Genomic DNA, 14,809 nt, shown 5'->3' on the forward strand with positions numbered 1-14,809 from the left:
ATAATAAGAGTGTACTATGGAACTGATATTTGCTGCGGCCTGTTGTAGTGTGGTGGTCTCCATTCTTTTAAAATGGGGCAAAAACAAAGGATTTGATCCGATCCAGATGATTAGCTGGAACTATGCTTCAGCCAGTTTACTGTGTTACTTCTGGTTTAAACCTGATCTAAGCCACGTTTCTATTTCAAATACTCCGTGGTGGCTGATTGTCGCGCTTGGTGTCTTGTTGCCGAGTGTATTCTTATTTTTAGCCAAGTCTTTACAATATGCAGGCATTGTCAAAACAGAAATCGCACAGCGTTTGTCGGTGATTTTATCTTTATTGGCGGCTTATTTTATTTTTCAAGAACAGTTTAGTCAGCTCAAAATTGTCGGGGTAGTCTTGGGGCTTGCCGCCGTGATGTGCATTTTATTTACCAATGCCTCTGGTGGTGGAGAAGGTCAAAAACAGGCTGTGTGGTATTTAGCACTAGTCTGGTTTGGTTATGCGCTGATTGATGTCTTACTCAAATATACAACAGGGCTGGGTGTGCAGTTTTCCGTTGCGTTAAACCTGATGTTTATTTGTGCATTTTTGCTGTCAGTTGGTTATGTTGCCGTGACTACGAAAAATATCGGCTTAACCAAGAACGTCGTGGCAGGTCTATGTCTTGGGGTGTTGAACTTTGCCAATATCGCACTTTATGTCAAAGCTCATCTGCTACTCAAGGACAGCCCAGCAGTGGTCTTTGCGGGCATGAATATTATGGTGGTGCTGTTAGGCGTATTCAGCGGACTACTTTTCTTTAAAGAGAAGCTCAAATTCCCAACAGTCATCGGATTGGTGTTGGGTATTACAAGCGTGGCTTGTTTAGCTTATGCAATGTCTGTTTAAAATAGTTCTGCACAAAGGAAAAAGGGTGCTTGAACAGATCTTCAATCACTGCAATTCCTAATAACAGCCCTGGTTGCTCACAACTGGGGCAATCGGGATATTGAGGGCGCATAATATGTTGATACTGACCTAAATAGATTTTATTACAGTGTGCACATTCAAATTTCATCCGCATATTGGGCTTAACAGACATCAGCAACCTCACTATTTTTGTTTTTGATATTGAAAATGATGAAGCAATTTTCAGGCCCAAAATATAAAAGGGACTGAAGTCCCTTTTATATACAAATAGCATTACAGCTGCGTGAAAATATCTTCTTTGCTTAAACGAGACTTTGGCAATTTTGCATTGAAGTCGGCATCACTCCGATAGCCTAGTGTGAGCAATACAGAAGGGACTAGACCTTGTTCGGTTAAACCTAGCTCTTCACTAATAATGGATTCATCAAAACCACCAATTGGCGTCGCATCAATTTTTTCAATACCTGCAGCCAATAGAATTTGACCTAAAGCAATAAAGGTTTGGTTTTCAGCCCAACGCTGTACATCACCTTTTTCATTGCGGTAATAGTTGACATAACCTGAACGACTGTCTTTTTGGCCTTGTTTAGCTGCCTCATCTTTAAAACGACCATGTAGGTCATCTTGATGCAATAAATTTTCCAAATGTTGCTCAGAAATATCGGCTTTGGTACAAAATAAAATTGTATGTGATGAATCTAGTACTTTGGGAGCATTGTATGCGTATTTACCCACCAGTGCTTTTGCAATTCGTTCTTTGGCGTTTGTGTTTTCTGCAATGAAAAAATGCCAAGGCTGGATGTTGATAGACGATGGCGTTAAGCGGAGAATTTCTAATAATCGAGTAAACTGTTCATGAGGGATCTTTCTATTTGGGTCATAAGCTTTGGTGGTATAACGACTTTTTGAAATATTTAGCAGATCCATAATCGCACTCAATTTATTATTGATGTCTCATTCTAACCGATGAAAGGAGACTTGTGATCACGCTACAACTCTAACAGACTTAGATTTTAGTTGAATATGTGTACTGGCTGAAAACGCATTTAAGCGCCTGTGAATAAAGTATTTATATGAAAAGTTTTTTATTTCAAACAGATAAAATAATAAAAAAGTGATTCTATTAAAAAATGGGCTACTTTTGCTTAAATCTTGACAACCTAGTATAATGCAGACTACGAGTAGGTATTGTTCCTACTTTTCTATGATATAGCTGATTGTGATCTATCTGAGTTCAGGCATTTGGCTTGAATATCATCGTTGTAACTACAGAATTATTATTCAAAACCCGTTTTATTAATCTCTTTGTTCCATCACAAAAAGCTCACTTAGTGAGTTAAAATTTTGACAACTTTAGATACATGGCGTGTTGCTACAGCCGTAAATGGTAGTGAAATCAATGTAAAATTGGTGCCACTTAAACGTCAACAGAATACAAATCACGGTTTAATTTGGGTTGAAGTGGGGCATATGATTCAACTTGAATCTGGAGAAACTCTTCCAATGAACTTAGATGGTTTGAGTTTTTATACCGGTGTTAATCAATTGTACCGTCTAAATGAGTTGAATTAAGGCGGGTAAGTACTTGAGTTAGCATTATGTATAATATTGATTGGTATAGTAAAAAAATGGCATTAATACTGCCATTTTTTTAATGCCAAATTTTGTAGATGACCATTCGCATTAATTTCTAAAATCTGAGCGGAATCTTCTTTCCAGTCACCGAGTACAATTCTCTTTTTCCCATCGATATCATGAATATTGGCACGATGGGTGTGTCCGTGAATCAGTAAATCCGCATTGCTTAATGCTGCTTGAACAGCATCTTGATTCACATCCATGACTTCATAGCTTTTAAACTGTTGTGCTTGACGGCTTTTTTTACGGAACCCATTGGCCAGTTTTTGTCTAAAACCAAGAGGTGTACTTTTTAAAAACTTCAGCAGAAGTGGATTGCGGATAATTTTACGAAAACGCTGATAGGATACGTCATCCGTGCAGAGCAAATCACCATGTTCAATACGAATGGTGTGATCTGAAAGTTTGAGTGTGCATACTTCGGCTAACAGTTGACCATTAAATTGGTCGAGGAACTGCTGTCCTAGGGCAAAATCACGGTTACCTGTTAAGAAATAGATGTGATTGCCTGCATTTGAAAATTGTTTTAAGGCGCGAATGATTTCATCTAGCCAAGGGGCTGTGTAGTCGTCGCCGATCCATGCATTGAACCAGTCGCCTAAAATATACAGTTGGGTATTCTGGTTTTTATAAGCATCTAATAAATCTAAAAACCCCCGAACGAGTCGAGGGTGATCTGGTGACAAGTGTAAATCAGCGATAAACAAATAGGTCACGGAAGTTTCCATTTTAATTTAATCTTCCTAAATCCCTCTTTTAAAAGAGGGATTTCCTCCCTTTATTAAAGGGAGGTTAGGAGGGATTCTTATTCAGAAATGATCTTAGCAGATTCAATCACAACGTTCTCAAGCGGAACGTCAGCGTGGTAGCCACGGTTACCAGTACGAACACCTTTAATTTCGTTTACTACGTCTAGGCCTTCAGTTACTTTACCGAAAACTGCATAACCCCAACCTTGTGCATTTTTGCCAGAGTGGTTAAGGAAAGAGTTATTACCCACGTTAATAAAGAACTGAGCAGATGCAGAGTGAGGTGCTTGTGTACGCGCCATTGCAATTGTACCAAGGTCATTGGTTAAGCCGTTATCAGCTTCGTTTTCAATTGCATCACGTGTTGCTTTTTCTTTGAAGTTTTCATCCATACCACCACCTTGGATCATGAAGCCATCGATCACGCGGTGGAAAATTACGCCGTCATAGAAACCGTCACGTACGTATTCTAAGAAGTTAGCAACAGTGATTGGTGCTTTTTCGTTGTTAAGTTCAAGAACAATACGACCTTTATTGGTGTTTAATTCGACTTGAGGAAAACTCATTGTGTAATCTCCTAATCATGGACATCAAAGCCATGGGTTTTTTGGTTGTGAGAAGCATAAGCAAACTGTAAACTACAAGGCAAGTAAAAACGTTATTTTCTTTGTAAAATAGATCAAATATCGTTTAAGGGGCTGTAAAATATTCATAAATCGACTGATAGATCAGTTAGAATTATGCTCGTATAGCAGGACCCTATTTTTCCTTAATTTTTTTCATCAAAGTGATTTTTAAACTATGAAGCCGAATGATGTTGTTTCAACACTGCCAAATAACCCGACACCAAGTAACAATGCCTCTGTCGCAGCGCAGCAAGAACAACAGCCAGGCTTAGATTTTGTTCGCCAAGTGATTACCGAAGATTTGGCTGAAGGTCGTACGCAAAAAGTAGTCACGCGTTTCCCGCCAGAGCCGAATGGTTATTTACATATTGGCCACGTGAAAGCGATTTGCTTAAACTTTGGTATTGCCAACGAGTTTGATGGTTTTTGTAACCTACGTTTTGATGACACTAACCCAGATGCAGAAGAACAAGAATATGTAGATGGGATCGCCAACGACGTTAAATGGTTAGGATTTGAGTGGAATGGCGAACCGCGCTATGCATCAAGCTATTTCGATCAACTCCATGCATGGGCGATTCAACTGATTAAACAGGGTGATGCTTATGTGGATTTGCAGTCACCTGAAGAAATTCGTTTGAACCGTGGTAACTTTATTGAGCCAGGTAAAAACTCGCCTTACCGCGATACTTCAGTTGAAGAAAACCTTGCGCGTTTTGAAAAAATGAACAATGGCGAGTTTGCAGAAGGTGAAGCTGTTCTGCGTGCCAAGATCGATATGGCATCTCCAAATGTGCATATGCGTGATCCTATTTTGTATCGTGTACTCCATTCAGAGCATCACCAAACAGGTGATAAATGGAAAATGTACCCAATGTACGATTATGCGCATCCATTATCCGATGCAATTGAAGGCATTACTCACTCATTATGTACTTTGGAATTTCAAGATCACCGTCCGTTTTATGACTGGGTGGTTGAAAAAGTTCATTCTGAAGCAGTACCACGTCAGTATGAATCTAGCCGTTTAAATATCGACTACACCATTACCTCTAAGCGTAAATTGCGTAAATTGGTTGAAGGTGGTTATGTCAATGGATGGGATGACCCACGTATGCCAACCGTTGTAGGTATGCGTCGTCGTGGTTTTACCCCTGAAGGCCTACGTGACTTCTGTAAGCGTGTTGGTGTTTCGAAGTCAGATGGTATTGTTGATGTTGCAATGCTTGAATACTGTATTCGTCAGTCTTTGGAAAATGTTGCGGCGCGTGGTATGGCGGTGTTGAACCCACTTAAAGTTACCCTCACCAACTTGCCTAACGATATGGATTTAACTCATTCACGTCATCCAAATGTAGACATGGGTGAGCGTGTGATTCCGTTAACCTCTGAAATTTACATTGACCGTAAAGACTTTGAAGAAGAACCACCAAAAGGCTTCAAGCGTTTAATTCCGGGTGGTGAAGTGCGTTTGCGTCATGCTTATGTCATTAAGTGTGATGAAGTAATTAAAGACGAAAACGGTGAAGTGGTTGAGTTGAAGTGTTCAATCGACCCTGAAACTTTGGGCAAAAATCCAGAAGGTCGTAAAGTTAAAGGGGTAATTCATTGGGTATCTGCGACCAAAGGTATTCCTGCTGAAGTGCGTATTTATGATCGCCTGTTTACAGAGTCGGACCCTGAAGTGGGTGAAGATTTCTTAGCGAACTTGAACCCTGATTCGTTGAAAATTGTACACGCGGTGATTGAGCCTGCATTGGCGCAAGCACAGCCTGAAGACCGTTTCCAATTTGAACGTGAAGGTTATTTTGTTGCAGATCAATACGACCATACAGCAGAAAAACCTGTGTTTAACCGTATTTTAGACTTAAAAGACAGCTTTAAGCCTAAATAAGCGCTGTTTACTTGATGTGGATAGATATAAGGCTCAACTTCGGTTGAGCCTTTTCGTAGCGAAACCAATAGGAATACACTGTGATCGTTCGAGATAAAACCAATAGCTTTGCATTACTTTTTGCTTGGCGCGGCACTATTTTACCGAAAGTGTTTCCGGCACTGATGGTCGGTGTTTTAATTTCCACTCTGTTGGTTTATCTAGCGACTCAACATTACGTGACTGCTCCTGCAGTGCCTGTCATTGGATTTACTGTATTTGGTGTGATTCTTTCGATTTTCTTAAGCTTTCGAAATACGGCGTGTTATTACCGCTGGTGGGAAGGGCGTAAGCTATGGGGCGCAATGATTGCCAACGCACGGCATATAATTCGTGATAGTTATGTCTTAAATGATACAGAGCGTACAGTTTTGATGTATCGCGTCATGTTATTCAGCCATTTGCTTCGAGATCGTTTACGGCAGCAAAGTCATACCTATGACCACTATCAAGCCAAAGTTCAACTGACAGCAGAGCAGTGGCAGGCATTGGCTACGCATATTAATCCACCGCAATATCTATTAGAGCTTACGCAGAAAGATCTGGCGGCGTTGTATAAGCGTGGTGAGATTAGCGATATTATTTACAGTATGTTGACCAAGCATACAGTGGCAATGGGCGATATTCACGCTGGTTGTGACCGTATTTCATCTACACCTCTGCCATTTTCTTATTCGGTTTTATTACACCGTGCCGTGTATTCTTTCTGTCTCATTTTACCTTTTAGTTTAAGTTCCAGTCTCGGTTTTTGGTCACCGGTGATCGTGGCCTTAATTGCCTATCTCTTATTGGGTTTAGATGCACTAAGTGCAGAGTTAGAAGAACCTTTCGGGCTTCAGGAAAATGACTTGCCTTTAGATGCTATTGTGCGGGGCATAGAGCGTGAAATGCTGAGTTCTTTAAATGAATCCTTGCCAGAACCAGTAAGTGCGCATAAAGCCAATTTAAGTTAAAGCCGTGAACAAATCCATAACAGAAAATGAGTGGATTGCCTGAGCCATAACAAATTTTCGATATGATTGGTTTGTTGAGATGTGCTATCACTAAGTTTAAAAGTGATAGGGGATATAACAATGACTACCGTGATCGAAACTCAGATGTTGATTCGGCGTTCTGTCAATATTGTGTTTAACGCTTTTGTTGATCCACTTATAACCACCAAGTTTTGGTTTAGTCAGTCTTCGGGCTATTTAGAAAAAGGCGCAATGGTCGATTGGACCTGGGATAAATACCAAATTACACACTCGACTCATGTCCTACAAGTCGTTGAAAATGAGTTGATCTGCATCGAATGGGGCACGCCTAAAACTAAAGTGGATTTTGTATTTGAAAAAATCGACAGCATGAATACCTATGTGATCATTCGAAATTATGACATTGAGTTACAAGGTAATGAGCTGATTCATTATGTGATGGATGCAACAGGTGGCTTTACTACAGTGCTAGATGGTGCCAAGGCATGGCTTGAATACGATATCCAGCTCAACTTGGTGGAAGATAAATTCCCGCCTTTTCAATTACGTTCACATCAGTGATCTTTTTTAGAGCGTTCTTCTTTAAACTCAAAATAGTTCCCAAGCTGTTGTTTGGCCTTATCACGTAATTTCTTTTTGATATAGAGCACCAAGGCAAAACAGGTCGTGGTCAGCGTTAATATCAGGCTGTTCATGAAACTCATCATAGAGCTGACATAACCAATGGTAGTGAGTCGGTTCATCATTTTGATGACTTGTGGGCTACTTTCAACACCCGTTATGGCCCACGTACACAAGTGTTCACAGTTATTGATAATAAGATGGTAATTGTTTTCATGCATGCGTGAGCGCATACGGCGAACTACTTTACGTCCTTTATATTTGGGGTCTTGGTACTGATTGACTGTAATTTTGCGTCCGTGGCTAAAGTTCTCGATGGAGGTGATTTCAATCGGGTGCTTTTTAAAAAGATGCGCAAAACCTGAATAATGAATCACACGTCCACGCCCCGCATATATGCCGTGATGCGTATAGCCAAAATGTTTGACTATAAGATGAGCCCCCAAGGGGTAGTGGACTTTTTGTTGTTGCATGCCTAATACGTGCTAATTCATTACAGTTGTCTTTTATCCGTATTTTAAAGCTTCTGCTGGGAATAATCGACTGTTTAGTAGGTTTCGGTTATTTGAGTTTACGATGATAGAAATAAAAGAGACCGATTGGAAAGGAGTATCTAGCTTACGTCTTTACATTAAAAAAGGATGCAAGCATCCCTTTTAAAGATAAGGCGATGTTTATTGATCCACTAGACCTAAAAGTGAGTTTTGGGTACTGCACATGCGTGTTGCTTCTTCAGTGTTCATCGCTTTCACATCTTCTTCAAATTTCTTTTTTTGTTCTTTGAGTTGTTCTTCCGGCAAACCCATCTGCTCGGCAAGTTTTTCCATTTTTTCCCAAGACTCCACACAGGCTTTTGGCATTTTGCTACATGCTGTTAAAGATAAAAGGGTAATACATGTGCTGACCATAAGTAATTTTTTCATTGCTTAAACCTCTAATTTTCAAACATTATTGATTTTTATATTGAGCCTGTAAGGTAACAAAAATTTAAGGCTTTGTATAATATTTAAACGTTCAAAGTGTACTGTGTTTCACATGCCGTGGTTTTTTTATAAGCAGAGTGACGTACAGGCATTTAAAAAAGGCACTTAGATCAATCTAAGTGCCTTTTTGATGAATATTCAGTGACTCTACTACTGTAGAGGTCGATGCTGAAGTTCATTTAACTCCTTACGGCCATAGCCACGAGAAGCTAATACTTTTTTAATCCCAACAATCACGTCTTCATCGGTCGCTGTTTTAAGCTTTTCGATGAGCTGTTCATTGGTTTTACAAGAGCAGTCATTTTCAACACAAGCAATTTGATTTTTATGCTCGTTTTGCTGTTCATTTGAAAACAGCTTTTGCCAAAAACTCATATAGACTTCATTTACAACCTAACATAGGGTGAAATATAACCAATCTGTAAAATAATGCAAGTCAGCGTGAGAGATAAAAGCAGCGATCGATGTCGAAAAATTCCGATTATAGCGCAAGGTATTAACGTTATTATGACAGTTGAAATGCTTGCATTTTATATAAGCTTATCTTTTTTCATGAAAATTAAAAAAGAAGCTCATTCAAGCTTCTTTTTTATACCGTTTAAGTTGCAACAAATTGTTTAAATTTTTTCCAGCAAAATTCCAGACTCGACATGGTGGGTATAGGGGAATTGGTCAAACAGAGCAAACTGTGAAATTTTATGGGTTTGGCTGAGTGTTTTTAAGTTGTCATGCAAGGTGTCAGGATTACATGAAATATAGATAATCCGTTCAAAACGCTGAATCAATTTTAAGGTTTCATCGTCAATACCCGCACGCGGTGGGTCAACAAACACCGTATTGAACTCATAGCTGCTCATATCGATATTTGCTTCTTGTAAGCGACGGAATTTGCGCTCGCCGTTATAGGCTTCTGTGAAGTCTTCTGCCGATAAACGCGCGACTTGAATATTATCGATGTGGTTTTGTTCGATATTCCACTGTGCTGCATACACTGAAGACTTAGCCAGTTCAGTGGCTAAAACACGGTTGAAGCGGGTGGAAAGCGGTAGGGTGAAGTTACCATTACCACAGTAAAGTTCTAACAAATCTTTATTTGATTGCTGTGCAGCATTGCAGGCCCATTCGAGCATTTTTTGGCAGACTTGCGCATTGGGCTGCGTAAAGCTGCTTTCAATTTGTTTGTACTGATATTTACGCTCAAAAACTTGAAGTTCTTCCACCACAAATTCATCGGTGAGTACCACTTTTTGACCACGGCTACGACCAATCAACTTAATATTTAATTTTTCTGAAAGTTGTTTGGCTAAAACCTGCCATTGTTCATCGAGTGGGCAGCGATAAATCAGCGAAACTAGCATTTCACCTTTTAAGGTCGCTAAGAAATGCACTTCAAATAAGCGTTTTGAGAGGAGATCATTGCTTTTTAATTCTGCCAATAAAATAGGCATGAGCTGATTAATACTGGCATCAGCGATTGGGAAGTCATCAATACGAATGACTTTTTTTTGATTGTCTTCATCGCGTTCAAACATGGCATAAAACATATCATCTTCGGTATGCCAAATACGGAATTCTGCACGCATGCGAAAGTTTTTTTCAGGAGATTGAAAAACTTCAAGCGAAGGTGGAGTGAATTCAGCAAATTGAGCTGTAATTCGTTCAATTTTGGCGTCAAGTTGTTGTTGATAAGAAGAAGTCATATGCAGTAAAAATCGCAAACATATTGAAAAAAGAGATGGTAACAAAGTTTGCCGAATTAGCCTAAAGATATTCAGCAAAAGCGTGGGGTTTATTCATGCTACAGATGGTTTGATGCTGTGCTACATCGGAAATTTTTGAGTAGATTAAGTCAAACCGAGTCGCATAAAAAATGCCAAGTAAACAGACCAGGAGATGTTGACTTGGCAATAGAGGAAACATAGTAATAAACCTGCAGTCCCGATGAGGACTACAGGTTTAAATTGGGCTTAGTTCAAAGTCATGAGACTTGCATTACCACCAGCAGCTGCAGTGTTAACACTAATAGCGCGCTCAATCACAAAACGTTCTAAAGGAATGGCTGTTTGTGATGGGCTAAGATGAGTAATACCCACAATCGCACCTTGACGCTCAGCAATCTGCTGTTGCAACGCTAAAAGCTGCGCCGTTGTACCATGGTGCAATACCGCATCAAAAACATCAGTTTTGATGTCTTTGATAACATGGAAGGCTTGAGCCAATGCTTTAGGCATACTTGGCATGTGTTTTAACACAAAGCTGTTATCTGCAAGCACTGCTGGACGGCTACCAACTGCAAAAATCGCATTCAACTGTTGTAGTTGATCCGCTTCTTGTTCTGCTAATGACAACACTGCATGACGCGGAATCACCATGTATTGGTTGCTTTCACCTGTCGGACCTTGCAGCTCGTAATGATGGCCTGAACAGAAGTTCTCAATTTTTGCCAATTTTACAGCTGGGAAGGTTTTAGCTGCCCATTCAATGAACAATGTGGAGTTGCTGAACTCAACTTGAGGGTTTAAATCAGCACCTGTTGCAAATGGCTTATTCAACTTTTTCGCAGAACAGTTTTGCATTAGGCGATATAGATAAATTGGACCACCCGCTTTAGGGCCTGTACCTGATAAACCTTCGCCACCAAAAGGTTGTACACCGACTACTGCACCCACGATGTTACGGTTGATGTAGAGGTTACCTACTTCAGCATGGGTCATTACAGTTTGAATGGTTTCATCAATACGGGTATGTAGACCCATCGTCAGGCCATAGCCTTTGCTATTGATGTGCTCAAGTAATTGTTTGAGTGAACCTTGGTTAAAGCGAATCACGTGAAGCACAGGACCAAACACTTCGCGCTCTAAATCATTGAGATTTGGCAACTCAATTAGTGTTGGTGTAATGAACGTGCCTGCATTTATCTCAGTGTCTTGAGCATCATTACGCATCAACTGATGTACGCGATGACCTTTTTGGCGCATCTTGTCGATGTGCTTTTGAATATTTTCTTGCGCTTCAGCATCAATCACAGGACCAATATCTGTTTTAAGTAGATATGGGTTGCCCACTTGAAGTTGCTGCATTGCACCTTTAAGCATTTGAATCACAGCATCGGCATTGTCTTCTTGTACACACAGTACGCGAAGAGCAGAACAACGTTGACCTGCGCTGTCATAAGCTGAGCTGACGACATCAAGTACAACTTGCTCAGTCAGTGCTGATGAGTCAACGATCATGGCATTTTGACCGCCTGTTTCAGCAATCAGTGGAATGCTTTCACCATTTTTGCTTAGACGCTTCGCCACAGTTTTTTGCAAAATCTTGGCAACTTCAGTTGAACCTGTGAACATGATGCCTTGAACTTGCTCGGCTGCACTGAGTTGTGCACCCACAGTTTCACCGCGACCCGGCATCAGCTGTACAGCAGCTTGAGGCACACCCGCTTGCCATAAGATTTGAATTGCTTGCGCTGCGATCAATGGCGTTTGTTCAGCTGGTTTAGCAATCACTGTATTACCCGCAACCAACGCAGCAGCAACCTGACCTGTGAAGATGGCCAATGGGAAGTTCCATGGGCTAATGCATAGCATAGTGCCTAAAGGCTCAACTTCTGCGTTTGCATCTAGATCAATCATTTGCGTTGCGTAGTAGCGTAAGAAATCTACAGCTTCACGAACTTCTGCAATGGCATTGGCATACGTTTTACCACTTTCACGACAAAGTAAAACCATCAGTTCTTCTAAGCGAGCTTCCATTAAGTCAGCAGCGCGAAGTAGGTAACTCGCACGGGTGTCTTTAGCCGTACGTGCCCAAATATCTTGAACAGCCTGCGCATTGTTTAATGCTTGCTCAACTTGTTCGGTTGTTGCTTCTTGTACATAACCCACAACATCTGTGTGACGTGCTGGGTTGATAATGCTTTGCGGAGCAACGGCGTCATTGGTCTGAATGTGCTCACCCATTGGTGCAGCAGACCATTGATGCTTAGCAAACTGTTGAGCTGTTTGGTTCAACTGAGCTAATTCAGAGTCATTTGCAAGATCTAAACCTTTAGAGTTTGCACGCAGTTGGCCATAAAGCTCAGCAGGAAGTGGAATCGAAAGGTGTTTTTGACCCACGATATTTTCACGTTTTGCACTGCTTAAAATGGTTTGAGTTGGATTTTCAATCAAATCATCAATCGCGAGTGACTTGTCTGCAATACGGTTTACAAAAGAGGTGTTTGCACCATTTTCAAGTAAACGACGTACAAGATAAGCCAATAGTGTTTCATGGTTACCGACAGGCGCATAAATACGGCACGGTACACCTAGTTTTTTATCTAGTTTTTCGCCGACTACTTGTTCATACAGTGGCTCGCCCATGCCGTGTAAGCATTGGAACTCATACTGACCCACATAGTATTTCTCTGGGTTAGCCATTTCATAAATAGTTGCCAAGGTTTGCGCATTGTGTGTTGCAAACTGTGGGTAGATTTGTTCTGGTGCAGCCAATAATTTCTTCGCACAAGCGATATACGACAAGTCTGTATGTACTTTACGGGTAAATACAGGGTAGTCAGTCATCCCTTCAATTTGTGCTTTCTTAATTTCGCTGTCCCAGTACGCGCCTTTCACTAAACGGATCATTAAGCGTTTTTCGCTACGTTTAGCCAAGTCTACGATGTAGTCAACCACGTAGAAACAACGTTTTTGATACGCTTGGATAACGAAACCAATGCCTTTCCAGTCTTTGAGTTCTGGTTCAAAGCATAGGCGTTCAAGCATTTCTAAAGAAATCTCTAAACGCTCAGATTCTTCTGCATCGATATTTAAACCGATGTTGTAACCGCGCGCTAATTTAGCAAGCGTAAAGACTTTGCCGTACAACTCTTCATGCATACGTGCAACTTGTGCGCGTTGGTAACGAGGGTGTAGAGCAGATAATTTAATTGAAATACCTGGGCCGTCATAAACATCTTTGTCTTTTGACGCCTGACCAATGGCATGAATGGCATCGGTATAGTCTTTCATATAACGATCAGCATCATGATCGGTCAGTGCTGCTTCACCCAGCATGTCGTATGAATAGCGGAAGCCTTTTTCTTCAAGACGTTCAGCGTGTTGTAATGCTTCAGCAATGGTCTCGCCAGTCACAAACTGTTCGCCCATCATACGCATAGCTACATCAACTGCTTTACGGATGATGCCACGACCACTACGTGCCAATAAGCCTGTTAAAGTGCCTGATAAGCTATTTTGCTTTGGCGTTTCCATCAGTTTGCCAGTCAACATGAGGCCCCATGCAGCCGCATTGACAAACATCAGGTTACTTTGACCAACGTGTTCTTTCCAGTTGCCTTGGTTGATTTTGTCTTTAATCAATAGGTCACGTGTCGCCATGTCTGGAATACGAAGCAATGCTTCAGCTAAACACATCAGCGCAATGCCTTCTTGAGAAGACAGTGCAAATTCTTGTAAGAGACCCTGTACAATGCCTGCTTTACCGCTGCCGCTTTTACGTTCACGTAAAGTATGAGCCAAATCAAACGCAAGTTCATGAATGCGTTGATTCATCTCGTCAGAGATTTTGCTGTGGTCTAATAAGTTTTGAACACAGTCAGTTTCGGCACGTCGCCAAGCGGTATTGATTTCAACTTCAAGCTCACTTTTTTCTTTGAATTCGGTAATATATTCAAATTGAGTTTGAGCGTCGTTGAAATGCGTATTGCTTTCCATCATATTCATGCCTACATCCTGTGCATACAATAATGTGTTGAGAGATCTATAGTAATTAATTTATGATTACAGAAAGAATGCCGAATAACTCACTATAATTTGTATGCTATTTAGAGATTAATTCAGATGACGAGCCCAATTTTTAGCTTGGACCGAACAGATATCAAAATATTAGATATTCTTCAAAGAGATGGAAAAATATCGAATATTAAACTTGCCGAAGAAGTGAACTTATCAGCGACGGCTGCTTTGGCTCGAGTACAGAAATTAACCAAGGAAGGTTTTATTCTGAGTTATGAAGCACGCTTAAATCCAAACATGCTCAATGCCAGTTTTGTGGTTTTTGTGGAGATCCTTTTGGATAAAACCACGCCACATGTCTTGGAAGATTTTCGCCATGCCGTGCTACAGCATGATGAAATTGTGGAATGTCATATGACCAGTGGGGGTTTTGATTTTGTGGTGAAAATTCGCTGTGCCAGTATGGATGAGTTCCGAAAAATCTCAGGTCAAGTCTTGTGGCAACTGCCGGGCGTTAAAGAAACGCGCAGTTATCCCGTGATGGAAGTCATCAAAGAAAGCTCACGTATTCAACTTAAATACAAACCATTGTCGAAATAATTGAGTGCATGAGATACAAAAAAGGGGCTTAAAAGCCCCTTTTTTGTTGGTCTAC

Annotated in this window: 15 protein-coding genes; 6 read left to right on the top strand and 9 right to left on the bottom strand. The window is 40.7% G+C overall.

Annotated features, from left to right (window positions below; genetic code table 11):
- The first annotated feature begins 16 nt into the window (after nt 1-16).
- Nucleotides 17-874: an EamA family transporter gene (locus ACY3FQ_RS07630; protein WP_489773794.1), complete on the top strand. Its 858-nt coding sequence runs from the start codon at nt 17-19 to the stop codon at nt 872-874.
- On the opposite strand, the gene ACY3FQ_RS07635 is transcribed toward ACY3FQ_RS07630, so the two are convergent.
- Together ACY3FQ_RS07635 and nfsB are read right to left on the bottom strand one after the other, a co-directional pair.
- Nucleotides 834-1,067 (bottom strand): hypothetical protein, encoded by a 234-nt coding sequence (locus tag ACY3FQ_RS07635; RefSeq protein WP_279741024.1) that lies wholly within the window; start codon nt 1,065-1,067, stop codon nt 834-836. The two genes, ACY3FQ_RS07630 and ACY3FQ_RS07635, sit on opposite strands and share 41 nt — an antisense overlap.
- A gap of 101 nt (nt 1,068-1,168) precedes the next feature.
- A complete protein-coding gene (gene nfsB, locus ACY3FQ_RS07640) occupies nt 1,169-1,822 on the bottom strand; it encodes an oxygen-insensitive NAD(P)H nitroreductase (RefSeq protein ID WP_126036716.1) in 654 nt (217 codons plus the stop codon).
- A 417-nt stretch (nt 1,823-2,239) separates the two neighbouring features.
- Here nfsB and ACY3FQ_RS07645 point away from each other — a divergent pair, with 417 nt between their 5' ends.
- Nucleotides 2,240-2,467 carry a transposase gene (locus ACY3FQ_RS07645; RefSeq protein ID WP_176537599.1) on the top strand — a complete coding sequence of 76 codons (228 nt, stop codon included), beginning with the start codon at nt 2,240-2,242 and terminating at the stop codon, nt 2,465-2,467.
- 62 nt (nt 2,468-2,529) lie between these two features.
- On the opposite strand, the gene ACY3FQ_RS07650 is transcribed toward ACY3FQ_RS07645, so the two are convergent.
- Both ACY3FQ_RS07650 and ACY3FQ_RS07655 read right to left on the bottom strand, forming a co-directional pair.
- A complete protein-coding gene (locus ACY3FQ_RS07650) occupies nt 2,530-3,249 on the bottom strand; it encodes a UDP-2,3-diacylglucosamine diphosphatase (protein WP_489773795.1) in 720 nt (239 codons plus the stop codon).
- 89 nt (nt 3,250-3,338) lie between these two features.
- A complete protein-coding gene (locus ACY3FQ_RS07655; RefSeq protein WP_004696971.1) occupies nt 3,339-3,848 on the bottom strand; it encodes a peptidylprolyl isomerase in 510 nt (169 codons plus the stop codon).
- Between the two features lie 235 nt (nt 3,849-4,083).
- Between ACY3FQ_RS07655 and ACY3FQ_RS07660 the strand changes: the two genes are divergently transcribed.
- The 3 genes from ACY3FQ_RS07660 to ACY3FQ_RS07670 all read left to right on the top strand — a co-directional run bounded on the left by ACY3FQ_RS07660 (nt 4,084) and on the right by ACY3FQ_RS07670 (nt 7,376).
- Nucleotides 4,084-5,802 carry a glutamine--tRNA ligase/YqeY domain fusion protein gene (locus ACY3FQ_RS07660; protein WP_489773796.1) on the top strand — a complete coding sequence of 573 codons (1,719 nt, stop codon included), beginning with the start codon at nt 4,084-4,086 and terminating at the stop codon, nt 5,800-5,802.
- Between the two features lie 80 nt (nt 5,803-5,882).
- Nucleotides 5,883-6,794, top strand: coding sequence for a bestrophin family protein (locus ACY3FQ_RS07665; protein WP_489773797.1), 912 nt, complete (start codon nt 5,883-5,885; stop codon nt 6,792-6,794).
- A 120-nt stretch (nt 6,795-6,914) separates the two neighbouring features.
- Entirely contained in the window at nt 6,915-7,376 is a 462-nt protein-coding gene (locus ACY3FQ_RS07670) for an SRPBCC domain-containing protein (RefSeq protein WP_004696977.1), read from the top strand.
- Here ACY3FQ_RS07670 and ACY3FQ_RS07675 read toward each other — a convergent pair.
- The 5 genes from ACY3FQ_RS07675 to putA form a co-directional block, all read right to left on the bottom strand.
- Nucleotides 7,370-7,909, bottom strand: coding sequence for a lecithin retinol acyltransferase family protein (locus ACY3FQ_RS07675; RefSeq protein ID WP_234956185.1), 540 nt, complete (start codon nt 7,907-7,909; stop codon nt 7,370-7,372). The two genes, ACY3FQ_RS07670 and ACY3FQ_RS07675, sit on opposite strands and share 7 nt — an antisense overlap.
- 201 nt (nt 7,910-8,110) lie before the next feature.
- On the bottom strand, nt 8,111-8,359 hold the full coding sequence (locus ACY3FQ_RS07680) for a hypothetical protein (protein ID WP_078426558.1): 249 nt from the start codon (nt 8,357-8,359) through the stop codon (nt 8,111-8,113).
- 210 nt (nt 8,360-8,569) lie between these two features.
- On the bottom strand, nt 8,570-8,794 hold the full coding sequence (locus ACY3FQ_RS07685) for a hypothetical protein (protein WP_004984703.1): 225 nt from the start codon (nt 8,792-8,794) through the stop codon (nt 8,570-8,572).
- A gap of 242 nt (nt 8,795-9,036) precedes the next feature.
- Nucleotides 9,037-10,119: a tRNA (uridine(54)-C5)-methyltransferase TrmA gene (gene trmA, locus ACY3FQ_RS07690; protein WP_279043766.1), complete on the bottom strand. Its 1,083-nt coding sequence runs from the start codon at nt 10,117-10,119 to the stop codon at nt 9,037-9,039.
- A 267-nt stretch (nt 10,120-10,386) separates the two neighbouring features.
- Complete coding sequence (gene putA / locus ACY3FQ_RS07695; RefSeq protein ID WP_279043765.1) at nt 10,387-14,142, bottom strand: trifunctional transcriptional regulator/proline dehydrogenase/L-glutamate gamma-semialdehyde dehydrogenase; 3,756 nt, start codon at nt 14,140-14,142, stop codon at nt 10,387-10,389.
- A gap of 117 nt (nt 14,143-14,259) precedes the next feature.
- Between putA and ACY3FQ_RS07700 the strand changes: the two genes are divergently transcribed.
- The gene (locus tag ACY3FQ_RS07700; RefSeq protein ID WP_004696989.1) at nt 14,260-14,754 is read left to right on the top strand and encodes an Lrp/AsnC ligand binding domain-containing protein; all 495 of its coding nucleotides are present in this window, start codon (nt 14,260-14,262) and stop codon (nt 14,752-14,754) included.
- Nucleotides 14,755-14,809 lie beyond the last annotated feature (55 nt).

The organism is Acinetobacter sp. AB03 (assembly GCF_058107045.1).